The following is a 16,131-nucleotide window of genomic DNA, read 5'->3' on the forward strand; positions in this document are numbered from 1 at the left end:
ACCCGCTCCGGCGCACAACTCGCAGTGCCGTGCAGCTGCAAATGCATCCCACTGGCAGGCAGTACGGTCGTTCCGGGTGGGGGCGCTTTGTGTTCCTCCCGGCCTCGTCCGTCTATGGCGGTTTCTCACATCCGTGCCCGGCCGGAGGCAGTCCGGGCGGCTGGCGAGCACAGGAGCCGGGCTCGGCGCTGGTGAGCCTCCGGCTCAGCACCTCGCGCCTGGAGGTGAAGCCGCCGGGACCGGGCGGGGATCAGCGCCCGCAGCGCAGGGGGCTTATGGAAACCGTCGGTGAGGCAGATCCACACGACCACGGCACGATCATCACGGTCGGATCCCGCACGGTGCCGAACAGACCATTCCGTGCTGCAGTCGACTCATGGCCTCACCGCCCCAGGGCGACCAGAACACCCCGGCACATCCTTCCCAGGTCCGCGAACGCCCCTCTTGGCTGACCGACATCGTGGTTGCCCTGCTCCTCCTGATCGCGGACGTGGTCATCGTCGTCGTCGCCGCGATGGTGCTTGTCATGGTCGGCATGGGCATCACACAGGCACCGTGCCCCTCCGCAACCGTGCGCTCCCGCGACGTTCCAGCCCTTGCGTGGCTCGCCATCTGGGGCATCCCGACCGTGGCGGCGACCAGCGCCGTCGTGTACGCGCGCCTGAGGATGCCGGTCACCACCGTCATGCAGACCTTATTCACGCTCGCCTGCACGATCCTGGCCGTGGTAGGGACGCGAATGCTGCTGACGTGACCGTGCACACCTGCGACGGTCAGCGCACGCAGACCACGGATGTTCCGCTGCATGGTGGTGTCGGGTTCTCGCCGAATAGATAGCCGTCCTCGGTGCTCCCGGCTCCTCCAAGGCCGGGCGCAACTCGATGAGCCGCCGCCCATGAGCCATCCCTTGATCACAACGCTAGGGCTCTCCCCCAACTGCCCATGGTGTGGGTATCGAGGGTGTACGCCCGGGTCGCCAGGGCAACTCGCAACGTCGGCCGCACTCACCGACTTGTGCTCCCCATCCACGACGCTCGACTGGTGACGTCGAATTCGCTGACCGGGAAGTCAGCCGCGTGGTCGCCGGCCGTGGGAGCACCCACTAATTGCCCGTGGTCAGTGCGACTGCGCCAGGTACAGGGTCAGCGTGGGCGCCAGGTGCGGATTTCGAGGTGGATGATGTGGGCGTCCTCGCGAATGCGGCCGGTCTCGACGAGCCATTGGTGCACGGCGGCGGTGACGTCTCCGCCTGCGGCGTCAACACGGCGGGCGAAGTCGGCAGCGTCGAATCCTCCGGTCTGGGCTGAGCCGTAGGAGCGTTCCTCCGTGTGGTCGGCGCGCTGAATCACGCCACGGCGGATGCCGGGTGAGTCGGTGCGGCTGCCGGAGGGGAGCAGATAGCCGGTCTTGGCCAGGCGGACGGTGAAGGCCAGCCGCAGCCCGAGGCGTGCGGCTTCGGCAATCAGAGGGCGCAGTGGGGTGGAGCCGGAGGCGATGGCTTGGGCGCCGACGCGGCCGGCACCGGAGCCGGTAGGAGTGATCAGGACGGCTTTGCTGCGGACCCGGGCCGGCGCGCCGGAGGCGGTCGTTCGTCGTTGGGTGTGGCGTGCGGCGATGGCGGCGAGTTCGGGTACGTCGGTGATGCCGCCGGTCTCAACGGCGGCCAGGACCTGCTGGAGGGCGGTGACGAAGGCGGCTCCCTTGTTCTTTGTGTAGAACTGGGAGACCAGCGAGGGGTCCCGGTCGATGATGCGGGCGATGTCGCGTTTGGTGTAGCCAGCTGCCTGCAGTCGGTCGGCGAGTTGGGCAGCCTCGTTGATCTGCCGTGGTGCAGCGGGTTTGCGGCGACGGCGGGGCGGCATCACGCCTCCTGGGTAGTGGTGGCGAGCGCCGCGCGTCCCGCGTCGCGCAGGGCGAGGAGTTCTTCTTCGGTTGTGGGGGCAGCCAGGGGGCCGTTGAGCTGTCCCTTGAGGAGGTAGTCGCCCGGCTGGTGGCGATAGGGCCAGTTCTGGGGCTGGGTGAGGTAGAGGGCGTCGGTGCGGAAGGCAACGACGCTGCCGGGCGGGGTGTGCAGGGCGCCCGCGTAGGTGTCGTCGTCGCGGTGGTACTGGGTGAGCAGGGCGGCACGGGCTCCGGACCAGATCGTTGCAGCCCATTCGGGATGGGCGTTGGGGTCGCGGGCGAACCCGGTGGGCCTCTGCCAGGTGATCAAGTCGTCGTCGAAGCCGATGATCTCAGCGTCCGGCGGCACGTCGCGTTCCATGGTGCGGGGGGTGGTGCCGGTGACCATACGTGGCCTTTGGGCGAACGAGCCGATGCCATACAGCAAGATGGCGCGCACCGCGCGCGAGGCGAGGTGGGCGGCTCGGGCCTGCTGGGCGTCGCCCTGGAAGTGGGCCTGGGCGGCAAGGTTGGCCCAGGTTTCCTTGAGCCTCTTGGCCCAGTCGGTGAGGGGTTTGTCTGCTTCCCAGAGGATCCCGTCGATGATTTCGATCTTCCAAGGCTGGATGGGGTTGTTCAGCGCGGTGTGGACTTCGGGTCCGCCGGCCCAGGTGGTGAAGGTGGTGCCGGGTGCGCTCGGGTAATGCCAGGCGCGTTCTCCGGGGGCGGGGGCGGGCAGGATTCCGACGTGGTTCCAGCCGTCGGGGACGGTGACCCTCACATGCCAGTGGCCGCAGCCGTAGAGTGCGTTGATCTGTTCCTGTGTCGTCCATGAGGCGAAGGTGCGGGCTGTGATGCGGCGGGGGGTGCCGACGGGGGATTTCCAGGTGTGCTTGGCGTAGGCGAAGGTGCGGTCGTATTCAACGAGTTGGGGCAGCTGGTCCGGGACGTGGGGTGCGGTGATCAGTTCGTTGCGGCCCTGGCCTGCTGTGGCATGCAACAGGCCGCGCAGTTCTTCGGACACGACGGGGAAGCCACCGGCGTATTTGCCGCGCTCGGGGATGGTGCGGGTCCACAGGTCGCGGCCGGTCTGGGAGGGTGAGCCCATGACGACGGCGTCGGGCCAGTGGCGGCGCAGTTCCTGCCATAGCAGCAGGAATGCGTCGCGGACGATGGTGGGGTCGTCTCTGTCATCCAGGTCGAACCACTCCCCCACGGAACGGATTTCGACGCGGTGGTCGCTTCCGTTGCGCCGGTAGCGGCCGACGGGGTTGCGGGCGTGGACGAAGTGTCCGGCCAGGCGGTCCTTGCCGTGGCCGGTGTCGGCGCGCCAGCCCGGCGTGGGTGCGTTCAGCCAGGCGGTGACGGCGTCGCGGAGGTAGGGGTAGCGGTCGGCGTCGCGGTGCCAGGGGTGGCCGGCGGTGATGTAGATCCGCTCCACGCTGTCGGGGACGGTGCGGAAGACGGCTGTCAGGAGGGCTACGGCGGAGCGGTCGCCAAGGTCGAGGCGGGCGGTGTGGTCGCGGTGGACCAGCACGCCCGTGGCGGCGTCCAGGAAGACGGTGGCGCGGGGCCGTTGCATGAAGTTGGGGCGCTGGGAGATCAGCCCGGGGGTGTGGGTGAACCAGCGGGCTGCTGCGGTCTCGTCAGGCAGGGACGGAAGGGTTCGGGGGGCGGTATCTGCTGAGGGCTCTTCCCGAGTGTTCGCGGCAGGGGGCTGCGGCGCAATCGGGGCAGGCTTCTCTGCCGCAGCGTCGGTGCTCGGACCGGAATGGGTGCTGGCGTGGTCGCTGAGGCTGTCGGGGGTGAGTTGGGGGGCGACGGCCACGACGTCGGCCACGCTGATACCGGCGGCCTGTGCGATCCGGCCTGCCTTGGCCTTGTCATGGCCCGCCAGTTCGGTGATGGCCTTGGTGCGTTCCGTCTCGAGTTTTGCCAGGGCTGCTGCGGTCTTCTTGATTTGGTCGCGCAGGGTACGCAGCTCGGCCAGGCCGGTGTTGTAGCTCTGTGCATCCATCACGGATCCTCGTGCAGCCGGGGGGTGTGGGGGGTGACATACGCGATCGATCCGCCGGAGTGCGATTCCAGGCGGGTGCCCAGTAGTAGCTCGGCGAGGACTCGGTCACGTTTCACGCGGGAGGTCAGTTCGGTGGCGGGGGCGGCCAGGTCGGTGACGTATCCGGCCAGCCGTGCAGCAGGGAACGCGTAGCGGCCTTGGGGGTTGCGTTGGAAAGGGTGCAGGCCGGTCAGGACGGCGACCACGTACCCGGACAGGGTCACCGGTAGCACTCCGGCGGCGGCGATGGTCGGTGCGTCGCAGCGCCACCAGCCCTTGAGGCTGTTGAGGAGGCGGTCGGGGCCGAGGTGGGGGGCGTAGCCGATCCACTGCCGTTCGTCGTCGACCCGGCGTGCCGCGTCGATGCGCAGCACGCCGAGTTCGGTGGCGTCTAGGCGGTGCACCGGGGCGTGGGCGCGTTCCTGCAGGGCCTGGACGACGGGTAGGGGGGTCATGACGCGAACGCCTCGGCGGGACAGGCCGGGCAGGACGCCGGCGTTGATGAGACGGCGGTAGGTGGTGACGGCGCAGCCCAGTTCCTCGGCCGCCTGTCCCGTGGTCAGCAGCACTGCCGCCTCCTCGGGATGTGGGTGCTTGCCGTGCCTGGACGGTATAGGCTCACCCCACCACGATGCAAGCCCGATCAGATATGTGATTCGGCATGTTGTTTGGACGATGTGTTCCGGGTGGTTCTCGCGCCGCCCCGTCAGGTCAGAACTCCGGTGTGCGGGCCTTGTCGGCAGCGGGTCCTTGCGCGCCGATGGCTTTCATACGCTTCTCGATGGCTTGCTCGCTGCGGCCGAACTCGCGGCTCATCTCTTCGGCTGTGGCGCCCTGGGCGCAGCGCTGGGCGAGCTGCTTCTCCTCTGTCTCCGTCCACGGCTCGTGGGACCGGCTATGGGTCCGGCGGCGTTCTTCGAGCGTGGGGCCATGGGTCTGCTTCGGTACAGGTGCGGGCCGGGCGGTGGGGTGCGGCGGCGTGGGGCGGCGGGCGAGGCCGAGGCGGGCGAGCTGGTGCTGGATGGCCAGGGGGCTGCGCCCGAATTCCCGGCCCAGCGCGTCAAAGTCGCGTTCGTGGCGGTAGCTCTCGGCCAGGCGTGCGCTTTCTTCGTCGTTCCACGGCTCGCCGCGGCGCGGCGGTGGAGGGCCGGGCACTGCGGGTGCGGGGACAGGGGACGGTGCGGAGGCGGCGGATTGTGTCTGGGTGGCGCGGGCAGCGGCGCTCAGCAGCCGGGCCAAGCCGTCGAGGTGAGCAGTGCCGATGTCCCCGCGTAGTTCTCCTTCGATGTCACCGGCAAGGGTGCTGGCGGTAAGAGTGGCGGTGAGGCGGCCGTCGTCGTGCCGGGTGGCGGTCAGGACGTAGCGGCGGCCATGGTCGGTCACGGCCAACTCCAGACACGGCTCGGAGGTGCCGTCGAAGTCGGGTGGTTGCGGAGTGGTCCGGGTGCCCACCGGCGCGGCCAGGAGGGTGTGCACATGCCAGGAGGCCGGGAAGAGGCCACCACTGTCGAGCTGGTACATGACGGGCCCAGGTTCCAAATCGGTGACAGCGAACAGGACTTTGAGGGTCTGCCCGGCGAAAGGGCTGGCCGCCTCGGGAGTGCCGGGCACGGGGAGGTAGGTGAGGGTGCCGTGCCCGCGGTCTGCGAGGAGGGGGGCATCGAGGTCGCCGTGCCAGTGTCCGGAAGCATCCTGAAAGGCGTAGATGAGGGTCATGTGCGTTCTCTTTTTCGCAGCGAGCGGGCGATGCGGACGGAGGTGGGATCGGCGGCGTGGCGCTGGACGGGCGGCGACGACTGCCTTGGGCAGGAGATACGCGCCGATGTCAGGAAGCCTTCGCCGCCTGGCTGTTGGTTAGTAGTGGAACTGGACAAAGTGCAGGTCGCTGATCGCGACGGCGGCCTGCTGCTGGTCGGCGGGCAGGGCTCGGAAGAAGTAGGCCTCGCCCATGCCGTCAGCCAGGATGCTGCGCAGTGTGTCCTCGTCCGCGTTGCGGTGGCGGGCGTCGAAGAGGGCGCGGGCGTGTACGGCGGGCAGGTCCTCGGTCAGACAGCGCAGACGAGGGTCGGGGAATTCGCCGCAGCTGGTGGTGTAGGTGAAGCGGGCGTGCAACTGGACGGTGACGCAGCCGCTGTGGTGCAGGATCTGCTGGTGGGCGCGGTGCCTGACGTCCGGCTGCCAGGTGCGGTAGATCTCCCGCTCGATGAGGGTCGTGTGGGCGGGTGTGAGGCCGTCGGTCTCTCCGGCAGCCCACCGGGTGACGGCATCCGGGTAGGCGAACAGGCGGGGGGCCAGGTCGGCGGCGTCTTGGTGACGCAGCAGGTGACGTAGGCGGGTGGCGGGCAGGACGGGAGGCCGGCGGGTCCAGTGGCGGGCGTCGGCGATGTCCAGAGCCTCGGCGACCGACGTGCTGGGGTGGGGCACGGTGCGGCAGTCCTTCTGCTGGATTCGGGGGCACGGTGCCCCGTACGGCTGGTGATCGTTGTCCAAGCGGGCGGAGAAGCGGGGAGCCCGCAAGTGCGCCGATGATCAAAGGCAGGGGGCATAGCGCAGTGAGTGTGCTGGTGGCGAAGGCAGTGGGTCTCTCGGCGGTGCGGGGCGAGGCGACGAGTTCGTTCGTTGCCCGGCTTGCTGCCGTCAACGGCCTTCCATGTGCCGATCTCCTGAAGGATCTGGGGCTGGCAACCCGTCACGAACTCAACCCGTGCACGCGCGAAGTCCTGCTGAATGCCCGGGGGCTGGGGCTGCTTGCCACGCTGGCCGGCCGGGAGGAGACGCATCTGCGCCGTGCCCTGCCCACTGCCGCTTCACTGCCGGTGGCCTCGCGTGCTCGGCCTGCGCGCCTGGGGCCTTGGCCTGCGGGCTGGACGGTGCTGGCGGAGTGTGCGGGGTGCACGGCCCGCCGCAGTGACGGGCTGCCGCCTGCGTGGCTGGCCGTGCGTGCTTCCTGGCAGGCGTGTGTGAGGCACGGGCAGTGGCTGCACGGTGCCGACCCTGCGCAGCACATCAGCCTTGCCGGGCTGGCGGCGGTGGTGGAGGCCCATCAGCGCCGGATGCGGCTGGAGCGGCGGGTGGGTCCGTACGCGCGGGCGCTGCTCGCCGATGCTCTTCAGGTCGCCGGGTTTTGGTGGCGGTGCCGGCAGATGGGATCGGACACGGTGTGGGCCGCCCGAGAGCGGACGCTGGGCCTGGTGCGTCGGCCGGAGGCCCTGCCGCTGGTGGTCTATCCGGAGGCGGTCACGGTTGCCGAGGCGATGGCCGTGCACGAGCGCCAGCGGTGCTGGGGCCGGGACTTCGACAACGGTGCGCCGGGATGGGTGTCGCGGCGCTGGATCAGATGGGTCGGTGAGCGGCTGGGCATGGCGGAGCAGATGGCGCACGGCGGCTACCGCGCGCTGCTGACCTGGACGATGCAGCACCGCATCACCACGCCGGTGGTGGCCCGGCTGGCGCAGAAAGCACCGCCGCCCGGCTACCGCTCGGGACAGATGCAGCCGCTCGAGCCGCACCGGCCGCTGCCGGAAGCCTTGGAGGACTCCTCCTGCCTGTCCTGGCGGCTGGACGGGCCGGTGACCAGCTTGCCGTGAGAAGTGCGGCCAGGGCGGCGAGGACTGGCCGGCTTTGTCTGCCACAGGAGCCGTCACCATGTCGCGGCCGCGTTCGACAGCACGTGTGCGGGGTTGTGGCCGAGGCGGCAGTGCTCGAGGAACCAGTCCATAGGGCGCACGGCGACCGGTCGCACATGGCCGGGCGAGATACCGACCCTGAACCCGCAGCCGGCCTCACTGGTGATCTCCAGAATGCTGGGGGTCCGCGTGGCGTAGATGATGTGTCCGGTGTGCACGGCCAGCGGGAAGTGTCCCGTGCTCGCGGTCTGGCACAGCTTGCGGTGCACGTTGGCCCGGGTATTGGCGGTGAGCGCGGCGAGCAGGTCGGGGCGCCAGCTGGGGTCGTTCGGGCTTGGCCAGGGCAGGGCGGGGTTGTGGTCGGGGTCGACGGGCTGCGCGGCCAGCCGGGCCAGGCCGCCGTCTGCGGAGGTGTGCACGGCGCGCAGGAGGGCCACGTCTACCGGGTTGCCCTGGGCCAGGTCGTGCAGCGCGGCCTCGAAGGCCTCAGGTGATTCGGGAACGGTGATGCCGAGGCGTTCCAGCACAGTGAGATGGGCGAGGCGGATGCGCTCGTACCAGGGGTTGAGATAGGGGCCGGTCGGGCCGGTGCGCAGCCAGCCCTTGACGGGCCGGATGGTGACGCCCCGGTCCAGGGCGTAGGCCACGGCCGGGGTGGGCTGCCAGGCCAGGCCCTCGGTGGGGAAGGGGGAAGGCAACTGGGGGTGCTGCGGACGGACGGGGGGCAGGGCGACCAGCCAGCTGCCGGGAACTTTAGGGTTGAATGGGGGCTGGTTGACCTCACGGGCCGGGCCGTTGGTAACGCGGACGTTGTTGCAGTCGGCGACATACGGCAAGTTGACGGCCAGGCAGACCACGTACGCGCGCTCGGCCTCGGCAGGGGTGGGCGTGCGCCACCAGTCGAGGTCTTCGACGGCGAGGCTGTCGGCGGCCGCGCGGCCCACGGCCAGTTGGTGACCGGCAGGTGCCTCGCATGGTGCGGGATCGACGCACTCGGTCAGCGCGCCCCCTGCGCCCGGACACAGCAGGGCTCCGGAGAGGGCGTGGCGGCGCGGTGGCGGGCGTAGGTCGCTCATGAGCCGGTGGCCGCAGTCCCCGGGCTGACCCAGCGGGGTGCGCAGCAGACTTGTGTACTCGCCCAGCAGGCGGGCCAGTTGGGCGGCATCGAGGCTCTCGGGCAGCTGCCACGCATCGCGGAACAGAGCGCCCCAGGCGGTGACGGCCAGATGGACGCCGTCTCGGTGGGGGTCTTGGTTGCTGGGGTGGAGGGTGGACCAGGGGCCCAGTCCGTGGGTGTCGGTCTGCCAGCCGATCGCCCGCAGCTGTTGCAGCAGAGGGTGGTCACTGCGCGGATGCTGTGCTGGGGCCGGCAGGGCGAGCGGCAGAGCCAGGCGGGCGACGGCCGCCTCGGTCAGGACGAGCAGCGGGCCTGTGTCCAGCCCTGCCCCGGGTTTGATGGCGGGCGTGCCCAGGCCGGCGGTGACGGCCCAGGACAGCAGCCGGGTGAAGTCGTCGGTGGCCAGGGGATGGCGGTGGCCGTCGGGGTAGCGGGCGGCAAGCCCCTGCCCGTCATCGGCGTCGATCACTGCGAGGGGGCCCGCGATGGTGCGGCGTCCGGCCGTGGGGTAGTCCAGGCGAACGGCCGGAAGACCGGGCGGGCCGGTCGGCGCGGGGGTCGGCGGCGGTGCCGGCTGGGGCGGCAGGGACGCCAGCGGTGAGGCGGGCTTGGCCGCAGGGGCAGGGCAGCGGGTGCCCAGATGCTGGGGTTTGCCGCCTACGCGCTGGGTGGTGGGCTGCCTGCAGCGCCGGCACGGCTGGTCGGTGTCGGCCTGGGAGGGAATTTCGCGGTGGATGCCTCCCAGGGCGGGCCAGTCCGGGGCGGTGGCGGCCGAGTGGGCAGGCGCGGGAATCTGGGTGAGCCGTGCGCCCAGTCCCTCCAGCAGGTTTCGGTAGACGTCGGCGTTGTGGCCGCGCGGGGTGGTGGTGCCGTCCTCCCAGGCGCGGATGGTGGCCTCAGTGACGGAGCAGGCGTCGGCTATCTGGTGGAGGGACAGGTCGGATTGCCGACGCAGCCTGCGCCGTTCGTCCGGGGCGGGCAGGCCGCGCGATGCGGAGGCGGACAACGCCGCGTCCACGGGGAAGAGTTCGTCCATGGGCTGCCTCAACTCCCTGGGACAGTAAGGGCAGATGGCGGCGCGGATGCTGTTGCCAGCGACGCCTGGCAGCGGAGCATGCCAGGGCCCGAACACGGCGTGCCGGTCCGCATGAACGTTCTGCCGCCGGGCATGACGATCTGACCTGCACTGATGCGCCGCACCTCGAACCCGTTCGAGCGAAGCGCGCGCTGGCGTTCGGCGCACGCCCCCCTAGAGACCCCGCCCGGCGTGGCTGGCGCCCCGCCGTGCACCGGGCAGGCCTACGCAGCGAGTGGTTCGGTCACACGATCGAGCGAGGCGCACGCCGGATGCCCGCGCCTCGCTCGATCGAGCGCGTTCGAGCCGGATCGCTTCCCTGTCGGGCGGTCGGGCCGCCACCGTGTTCGACACCGCCCGGATCGATCACACGGGCGACGTCTATGTTTTCGCGATCCGTGAGGGGTGTGCTGTGCGGGATGTGGTGTGGGCCGAGTTCCACTCCCTGGCCGGGCGGCTGGTGCGGCGGCCGGTCAGTCAAGTGCCGCGGGAGGCGCTGGAAGAGCGGGAGCCGGTGTGGAAGCCGGTGCAGTACCGGGGCAAGCGGGCGATCGCGACCTGGTGGCGGCCGGCCGACACAGCCCGCCATGCCGGCTGCGCCACATTGGAGGGGCTGGCGGCGGCCCGCGCGCTGGAGTTCGACCCGGAGGTGGTCGCGTTCACCGCGTGGCCGGTGCGGTTGAGCTGGCCGGAGGGCCGCGGCGCCTATGTGCCGGACTTCTTTGCCCGGCTGTCTGACGGGCGGGCCCGCCTTGTGGTGCGCACGCCGGGCGGCGAGGGGCGCACCGGCTGGCCCGGAACGCTCCGGCTGCTGGATGCCGCCCGTCAGCAGGCAGACTGGCAGGTACGGGTGCACACCCCGGCGGATGCCACAGTGGTGGAAAACCAGCGGCGGCTGTCCCGCTACCGGCATGCGCGTCTGGCGGATGCTGAGGCCGCCCGGCTGCTGCACGCCGCATTCGCCATGCCGCGGCCCGTCACCGAGGGGGTGGCGGCGACCGGCCTGCCGGAGCTTTCGGCGCTGGCGCAGGCGTATCACTTGATCTGGAAGCGGGATTTGCTCATCGACTGGAGCATGCCGTTCGTGGCGGCCCAGTCGCTGGTGTCGTCGTCCATGGCGTTCCAGGCGGTGGCGTGATGGCCGCTGCGTCCGTGCCGGCCGCGCCGCCGGGTGCGGTGGCGGTGGGGGACGCGGTGCACTGGCACGGCAGCACCTACCTGGTCGCGGCTCTGCAGGGCAGCAGCGTACATCTGCTCAGTCACGGCGGCGCCGACGGCGAGGACGCCGTCGTCCTGCTCGATGTACTGCTCGCCGCGCCGGACTTCGCCCGGCTCGCCTCCCCCGACGACACCAGCACGGGCGGCGGCGGGGGCGGCCGGGCGGCGCCGATGAGAGAGGGCCTGGCAAGCGTGGCCCTGCTGGAGGGGCTGTCCGAGAAGGCGCGGGAGGAGGCCGAGTTCTGGCTTGACCACGTGCTGGAGGTGCACACCGGTCTGCCCGGCTTCGCTGCGGCTGGTTCCGCGCCCCGCCCCGGGTACGACCCGGCATGCACGACGCTGCGTGAGCGCTACACGCTCAAGGCGGCCGAACTTCAGGCCGCGCACCACCAGGTGTCGGCGGCGACGGTGGAGCGCAAGCGGCTGGCCTGGCTGGCCGAGGGGGTGTGGGGGCTGGTCGACAAACGGCGGCTGCGCGCCCGCGGCGGCCACGGCCGTGTCGACGAGCGGGTCGTACGGCTGCTGCGGCAGGTGCACGGCCGGCTGAAGAGGAAGTCCGCCGGAACTAAGTCACGGCTGTTCGAACTGCTCAGGAGAGCGTGCGTGAAAAAGTTCCAGAAGCGGGAAGCCGGGCGGCTCTTACCGTCGCGGGCAACGTTCTACCGGCTGCTGGAGCGCCTCGGTATCGAGTGCGGCACCGGCAAGGACACCGCCAGGTGCCGGGGGGACGACGGCAACCGCCCGCAGCCGCCGTTCACGCGGGCCACGGCGCTCATGCCGGGTGAACAGGTACAGATCGACACTACCCAGCTCGACGTGCTGGCCCTCGACGAAACCGGCCGGGTCGTTTCCGTCGAGCTGACCGCGGCCATCGACGTGGCCACGCGGTCGATCCTGGCCGCGGTCATCCGGCCCAAGTCCAGCGGCACCAAGACCGGTCCCAACAGCCGCCGTCACGGCGGCCGGGCCACCAAGGCTGTCGACGCGCTGCTGCTGCTGGCCGAGATGTGCACGCCGCAGCCGATGCGGCCCGGCTGGTCGGTCAGGGCCCGTGCCGAGGGCTCGGGGCTGCCGTATGCGCAGCTGGTTCAGGCCGATGAGCGCATGCGGGACGCGGCCGCCCGGCCGGTGATCGTGCCGGACATGATCGTCATGGACAACGGGAAGGTGTTCGCCGGGCGGGCCTTCATGGACGCGTGCGCCTATCTCGGGATCTCGGTGCGTCCCGCCTGCTACCACTCCCCCACCCACAAGGCGATCATCGAGCGGACCTTCGGATCGGTGAAGAGCCGCTTCAGTCAGTTCCTCACCGGCTACACCGGCCGGGACTTCACCCGCCGCGGCAAGAAGGTCGAATCCGAACGGCTGTGGAGCCTGCAGCAGCTCAACGACCTGCTGCAGGAGTGGATCGCAACCGGCTGGCAGCAGCGCCCGCACCAGGAACTGCGCAACCCGTTCCTGCCGTCCATGCCGCCGCGCACGCCCAACCAGATGTTCGCCGCGCACGTGGCCAGCAGCGGCTACGCACCGGTGCGGCTGAGCGCCGAGGACCGGCTGCGGCTGCTGCCCACCGCATGGGTGCGCGTCACCGACCAGGGAATCCGGCTGCACAACCGTACCTACGACAGCCGGGCACTGAACGGCTACCGGGGCGCCGCATCGGGCTGGCCAGGCAAGGGCGAGCGCTGGCCGGTGCGCTACCACCCGCACCAGCCCGAAAAAGTGTGGCTGCAGGACCACCGCAACGGCACCTGGGCCGAGGCCGACTTCGTCTACCAGCGGCTGATCGGTGACGCGTGGACCGAGCACGTGTGGAACCAGGCCACCGCAACCCACCTCGAACAGGGCGGCAGCGCCAAAGAGGAGCGCGCCATCGCTCGCGCCGTGCGCTCGCTGCTGGAACGCGCAGGCCGCGGCCCCGCCCGCACCAAGCCCGAGCCGATGCCTGTGGAGCGCGGGCCTCAGGTGGGACCTGTCCCGCGGGAGAACCGCTACGCGGGTATCCCCGCCCCCGTTTTCGGCACTATCGCGGCCCTGCCCAGCATGGACATCGACCCGCGATATCTGTGCCTGCCGCCCGCTTCCTGCGACCAGGGCCGCCCGGGCGGCGAGTCCGACTAGAACGCCGTCCTTCTCTCTCAGTTCGCGCTGGGGCGGGTGCGAAGCCACACGCCCCAGCGGCTCCTTGACGATCACAGAAAGTGCCGACCATGCCCCCTTCTACCCCCATTGCCGACGACGGCGAGCAGCCTGCGCGGCCCACCGTCCGTGCTGGCTGGCAGTCCTACGTGCACCGCACCGTGACACCGCCCGACCTGGGCAATTGCCCGCCCGCCGGCTCCCCCGTCGGCCCGGAGGACAAGCGGCTGCGCTATCACGCCACGATGCGCACCGTGCAAACTCCTGCGTTGAAGAAAGCAGTTGTCGTCGCGCGGCGGCTGTGGCTGGCCAGCAGTCCGCGCAGCGAAGGCCCCATGCACCTGGCCGTCGACGGGCCCGGCGAGACCGGCATGACGACCGTGCTGAGGCAGATCGGACGTGCCTTCGAAGGCATCGTCAGCGACCAGCTGCCTCCCGACCGCACCCGGATCCCGGTCATCCACATCAACGTGCCCTTGTCCCCGACGAGCAAGCTGGACTGGTCCATCCCCTTCGCCGAGTTCGTCGGCCACCAGCACAACAGGGACCCCGAGAGCGGTCAGCGCAGCACGGACATGACCGGCCCGGTCTGCCACGTCATGAAAACCCGCGGCACCCGCCTGGTCCTCGTCGACGGCCTCGACCGGCTGGAGAACTCCGAGCTCAAGACGGCGTTCGACTACTTCGGCTACCTCGCCAGCGAGTTCAGCCTCTCCTTCGTCTTCTGCGGCCCGGGCGCCCGGGACATCGCCAACGACGCCCGCCGCGGCAAACGGGCCGAGGCACCCGCAGGCGGCGCAGGCGGGATCGCCACCCTCGCGGTCAATCCGATCCCTTACAGTACCGACGCCTACGACATCTGGCACGAAGTCATCAAGTTCTTCGACCAGGACCTGCGCCTGCACCGCCACTCTCCCGGCGACCTTCTCAAACTCGCGGCCCACCTGCACCAGCGCACCGGCGGCTACATGAAGCCACTGTCCTACCTGATCTGCCAGGCAGCGCAGGAAGCCATCGAGACCGGCACCGAGGCCATCACCAAGGAACTCCTGGACAACCAGTTGGTGGGGCGCTTCGATGACGATCCGATTCTGCAGATCTGACACGCATCCCATCGGATCATCCACTCGTTGTACTCCATGTCACCCGAGGCCGTCGAGCCGTCGCAGCGCTGAAGGAATCCTCCTGCCCGTGGCCAAACGCAAAGCCAAACCTGCCCGTTCCCGCCTGAGGCCCACCGTCCTCGTCGCGGACGTCACCGAGATCTCGGCCTGGCCAGGCGTCCTCGTCGTCAGGACCGGCCCCCTCACCAGGCCCCCCACCGTTCTCACTATCCCTGCCGAGATCATCGGTTCGTTCGTGCCGACGCTGCAGGAGGCCGCCCGCGCAGCGGAAGAGGAGTACTGGGACCTGCTGCCCGCATTCCGCGCCGGGGCCCGCAGCGAGGACAACACTGAGCTGGCAAGAGCCAAGGAGGAGTGGCTCCTGTCCCAGCCCTGGCAGCAGGAAATGCGGCGGGTGCTGGGCAATGAGCGTCATCGGCTGTTCTTCATGGACTACGCGGGACACGTCGGCGTCGTTCTGGCACCGCCCTACACCGCCACCCCTCACCTGCTGATCTTCGATCCGCTGCAACTGCACCGGCTGGCCCCGGCGTTGCGGCAGGCTGCCACCGCCGTCACGCGCAGCCTGCCAGACGCCACGGCCGATCCGGCACAGCGGCTTGCAACGGCGCACTGTGAATGGTCCTCGGCGCCCTGGCCGCGCATCGCCGTCGTCCTGCCCACCCAGCAGCAGGCGGACGAGGTCATCACGGGGCTGCGCACCAACTTCCTGCGCCGCACTCCCCTCCTGAAGGACTGAGCGCTCCTGGCGGGCCACCGGAGGACTTCGCGCGTCGCTACGGCGTAGGCAGGCTGCGTGCCGGCGCGCGGCAGCAACCTCCGGCACGGCTCGCCGCTGTCGCGCACCAAGACGCTGCCCGGATAACGGGCCGCCGCCCCTTGTCCCCATTCCCCTTCCGTCCGCCGGCGCGGCAGGCCACGCAGGCAGAACGCTGCGCCCACAACACAAGCGAGAACGCCCTCATGGAGACGTACCGCACGTTGCTGGAAGTCCGGTTCCCCGATGACGACGGCGAGGACGGCCCCTGGCAGCGCTATGACGAGGTCATGGACCCCTACTATTCGCAGGCCCCCAGCAGCGAGCAGGCGTACGACGACGACAGTGACTGGCTCCCGGGCACCCCGCAGGAAAGCGCCCAGGACGATCTCAAGGAGGCTCTTCGTACCGTCATCGACGAGCAGTACCTCGCCCACGTGGTCCGCGACGGCCCGATGGACGTCCGTGTCCGGCTCGTAGAAAACGGCGCTGGCGATGCCACTGACAGAGTCGTCGCCGTGTGCATGCCGTCCCCCGAAGAGAAGGCCCGGGCGTATCTGGAGACAGCCCTGCGCGGCTACGACGACGTGCGGGCCGACCTGCGCCGCCGACTGCTGATGGCACACCGGGCAGGTGTCGGCGCGGACGAGCTCATCGATGCGGCCGCTGGACGGATCGAAGCCACCGAGATCCACGCCCTGTTCGAGGCGGGCCGACTGGCCGAGGCCGCCCGCGAGGTCATCGGCGGCTGGGAGGACCCTGAGGCGCGGGCGAGGGTGTCCGTCGCAGTGGACAACTCGGTCGTTGTACTGCTGCAGACCTCGTTCCAACAGGAGATGAACTACGAGGACATGTGCCGCTGCGACGGTATGGAGGGGTACGGGGACTGCGAGGACGGCGACTTCTGGGGATACAAGGACGGCGTCCCCGACGCCGAGTCGCTGCTCAAGATCCTTACCGGCCACTACACGGTCACCCGTGACGGCCGGCCCGCGGCGCCGTCTGACCTGGCCCCGACGAACCCTCACCAGCCGGGGTGGGTACGGATCACGGCCGGACCGGGGTCGGCGCAGGCTTCGCCCGTGCAGTCGCCCTGACGGACAGCGGTGGCGGCAAGTTCGGACGGCCCGGGGGATGC

At 70.3% G+C, this 16,131-nt stretch carries 13 protein-coding genes; 7 read left to right on the top strand and 6 right to left on the bottom strand.

Annotated features, from left to right (window positions below):
* Positions 1 to 376: 376 nt before the first annotated feature.
* Positions 377 to 754 carry a hypothetical protein gene (locus ACIREI_RS26630; RefSeq protein ID WP_403337544.1) on the top strand — a complete coding sequence of 126 codons (378 nt, stop codon included), beginning with the start codon at positions 377 to 379 and terminating at the stop codon, positions 752 to 754.
* Positions 755 to 1,142: 388 nt separating this feature from the next.
* Here ACIREI_RS26630 and ACIREI_RS26635 read toward each other — a convergent pair whose 3' ends face one another.
* The 5 genes from ACIREI_RS26635 to tpg form a co-directional block, all read right to left on the bottom strand.
* Positions 1,143 to 1,862, bottom strand: a complete 720-nt coding sequence (locus tag ACIREI_RS26635; RefSeq protein ID WP_403337546.1) for a helix-turn-helix domain containing protein — start codon at positions 1,860 to 1,862, stop codon at positions 1,143 to 1,145.
* A complete protein-coding gene (locus ACIREI_RS26640) occupies positions 1,862 to 3,898 on the bottom strand; it encodes a hypothetical protein (RefSeq protein WP_403337549.1) in 2,037 nt (678 codons plus the stop codon). Before ACIREI_RS26640 ends, ACIREI_RS26635 begins: the two co-directional genes overlap by 1 nt.
* Positions 3,898 to 4,506, bottom strand: coding sequence for a DNA-binding protein (locus ACIREI_RS26645; RefSeq protein ID WP_403337552.1), 609 nt, complete (start codon positions 4,504 to 4,506; stop codon positions 3,898 to 3,900). Before ACIREI_RS26645 ends, ACIREI_RS26640 begins: the two co-directional genes overlap by 1 nt.
* A gap of 142 nt (positions 4,507 to 4,648) precedes the next feature.
* The gene (locus tag ACIREI_RS26650) at positions 4,649 to 5,653 is read right to left on the bottom strand and encodes a hypothetical protein (protein WP_403337555.1); all 1,005 of its coding nucleotides are present in this window, start codon (positions 5,651 to 5,653) and stop codon (positions 4,649 to 4,651) included.
* A 138-nt stretch (positions 5,654 to 5,791) separates the two neighbouring features.
* On the bottom strand, positions 5,792 to 6,361 hold the full coding sequence (gene tpg, locus ACIREI_RS26655; protein WP_403337557.1) for a telomere-protecting terminal protein Tpg: 570 nt from the start codon (positions 6,359 to 6,361) through the stop codon (positions 5,792 to 5,794).
* Positions 6,362 to 6,489: 128 nt separating this feature from the next.
* Here tpg and ACIREI_RS26660 point away from each other — a divergent pair, with 128 nt between their 5' ends.
* Positions 6,490 to 7,524: a hypothetical protein gene (locus tag ACIREI_RS26660; protein WP_403337560.1), complete on the top strand. Its 1,035-nt coding sequence runs from the start codon at positions 6,490 to 6,492 to the stop codon at positions 7,522 to 7,524.
* 53 nt (positions 7,525 to 7,577) lie between these two features.
* Here the strand turns inward: ACIREI_RS26660 and ACIREI_RS26665 are convergent, their stop codons facing one another.
* Positions 7,578 to 9,716: a helix-turn-helix domain-containing protein gene (locus ACIREI_RS26665; protein ID WP_403337563.1), complete on the bottom strand. Its 2,139-nt coding sequence runs from the start codon at positions 9,714 to 9,716 to the stop codon at positions 7,578 to 7,580.
* A gap of 382 nt (positions 9,717 to 10,098) precedes the next feature.
* Here ACIREI_RS26665 and ACIREI_RS26670 point away from each other — a divergent pair, with 382 nt between their 5' ends.
* The 5 genes from ACIREI_RS26670 to ACIREI_RS26690 all read left to right on the top strand — a co-directional run bounded on the left by ACIREI_RS26670 (position 10,099) and on the right by ACIREI_RS26690 (position 16,090).
* Positions 10,099 to 10,893 (top strand): TnsA-like heteromeric transposase endonuclease subunit, encoded by a 795-nt coding sequence (locus ACIREI_RS26670; RefSeq protein WP_403337566.1) that lies wholly within the window; start codon positions 10,099 to 10,101, stop codon positions 10,891 to 10,893.
* The gene (locus ACIREI_RS26675; RefSeq protein WP_403337569.1) at positions 10,893 to 13,094 is read left to right on the top strand and encodes a Mu transposase C-terminal domain-containing protein; all 2,202 of its coding nucleotides are present in this window, start codon (positions 10,893 to 10,895) and stop codon (positions 13,092 to 13,094) included. Before ACIREI_RS26670 ends, ACIREI_RS26675 begins: the two co-directional genes overlap by 1 nt.
* Before the next feature lie 89 nt (positions 13,095 to 13,183).
* Complete coding sequence (locus ACIREI_RS26680; protein ID WP_403337572.1) at positions 13,184 to 14,215, top strand: ATP/GTP-binding protein; 1,032 nt, start codon at positions 13,184 to 13,186, stop codon at positions 14,213 to 14,215.
* Between the two features lie 88 nt (positions 14,216 to 14,303).
* A complete protein-coding gene (locus ACIREI_RS26685; RefSeq protein WP_403337575.1) occupies positions 14,304 to 14,975 on the top strand; it encodes a hypothetical protein in 672 nt (223 codons plus the stop codon).
* A 224-nt stretch (positions 14,976 to 15,199) separates the two neighbouring features.
* Positions 15,200 to 16,090, top strand: coding sequence for a hypothetical protein (locus ACIREI_RS26690; protein ID WP_403337578.1), 891 nt, complete (start codon positions 15,200 to 15,202; stop codon positions 16,088 to 16,090).
* Positions 16,091 to 16,131 lie beyond the last annotated feature (41 nt).

It is taken from the genome of Streptomyces sp. NPDC093591 (assembly GCF_044764885.1).
Classification (GTDB): Bacteria; Actinomycetota; Actinomycetes; order Streptomycetales; family Streptomycetaceae; genus Streptomyces.